At 24.7% G+C, this 720-nt stretch carries 2 protein-coding genes; both read right to left on the bottom strand.

The window, feature by feature from the left end; translation table 11 throughout:
* The coding region (locus HMPREF3186_RS00020; RefSeq protein WP_231724121.1) for an ATP-binding protein at positions 1 to 287 on the bottom strand (287 nt) is incomplete at its 3' end.
* On the bottom strand, positions 274 to 720 hold a 447-nt coding region (locus tag HMPREF3186_RS00025), incomplete at its 5' end, for a Mu transposase domain-containing protein (RefSeq protein WP_419865819.1). The genes HMPREF3186_RS00025 and HMPREF3186_RS00020, both read right to left, overlap by 14 nt.

The following is a 720-nucleotide window of genomic DNA, read 5'->3' on the forward strand; positions in this document are numbered from 1 at the left end:
GCTAAGTTCCTTATTTCTAATTCATTTATATCTGAATTGAATAAAAAATCAAAATTATCTAATGATCTATTATAAGGAAAATTAGCTACTTTAATCATAGATTCTTTTACATTTTGCTTTTTCACATCTACTTCATAATCTGTTAGTTTCAATAGAATATCTATTACTGACATTGTTCTATTTTGAGTTAATTCTATTATTTCATCTAGTCTAAGGTTAAACTGCTTTAAATTAAGATATTCTAAATTCTCTTTTAATCTAGTATAATTAGATCTATTTGTTATCATTGAATCGTTCTCCTATTACAGCTAGATTTCTTTTAGTTTGTTCTTTTAATCTTTTTTCATCTATATCATTCCAAGTGTGTTTAACAAATTGCTTATAATGAGCTTCTTTATAATTTAATTTTTTATCACTTATTAAATGACTTACCACCAATTTCATGTTATCATATAGGTATAAATAATTATCTTCTACTTGTAGATTTAGTTTCTTACCTATATATTCAATTGGTACCGAATATTGATTGGACTTGTAAGAAATCATTGCTTGTTTATTTACTTTTACTTGTAGGGTTGTTATTTTATAGCGATTCCTTATTTTCTCATGTGGTAATGGTAGTAAGGAATCTTTTTCTTTTTGTAAACTTATTATTGGAACTTCTCTTGTTGTTTGATGTACTTGTAGATTCCATCTCATCATTATTTTATTCACCAATTC

It is taken from the genome of Gemella haemolysans (assembly GCF_001553035.1).
Taxonomy (GTDB): domain Bacteria; phylum Bacillota; class Bacilli; order Staphylococcales; family Gemellaceae; genus Gemella; species Gemella haemolysans_B.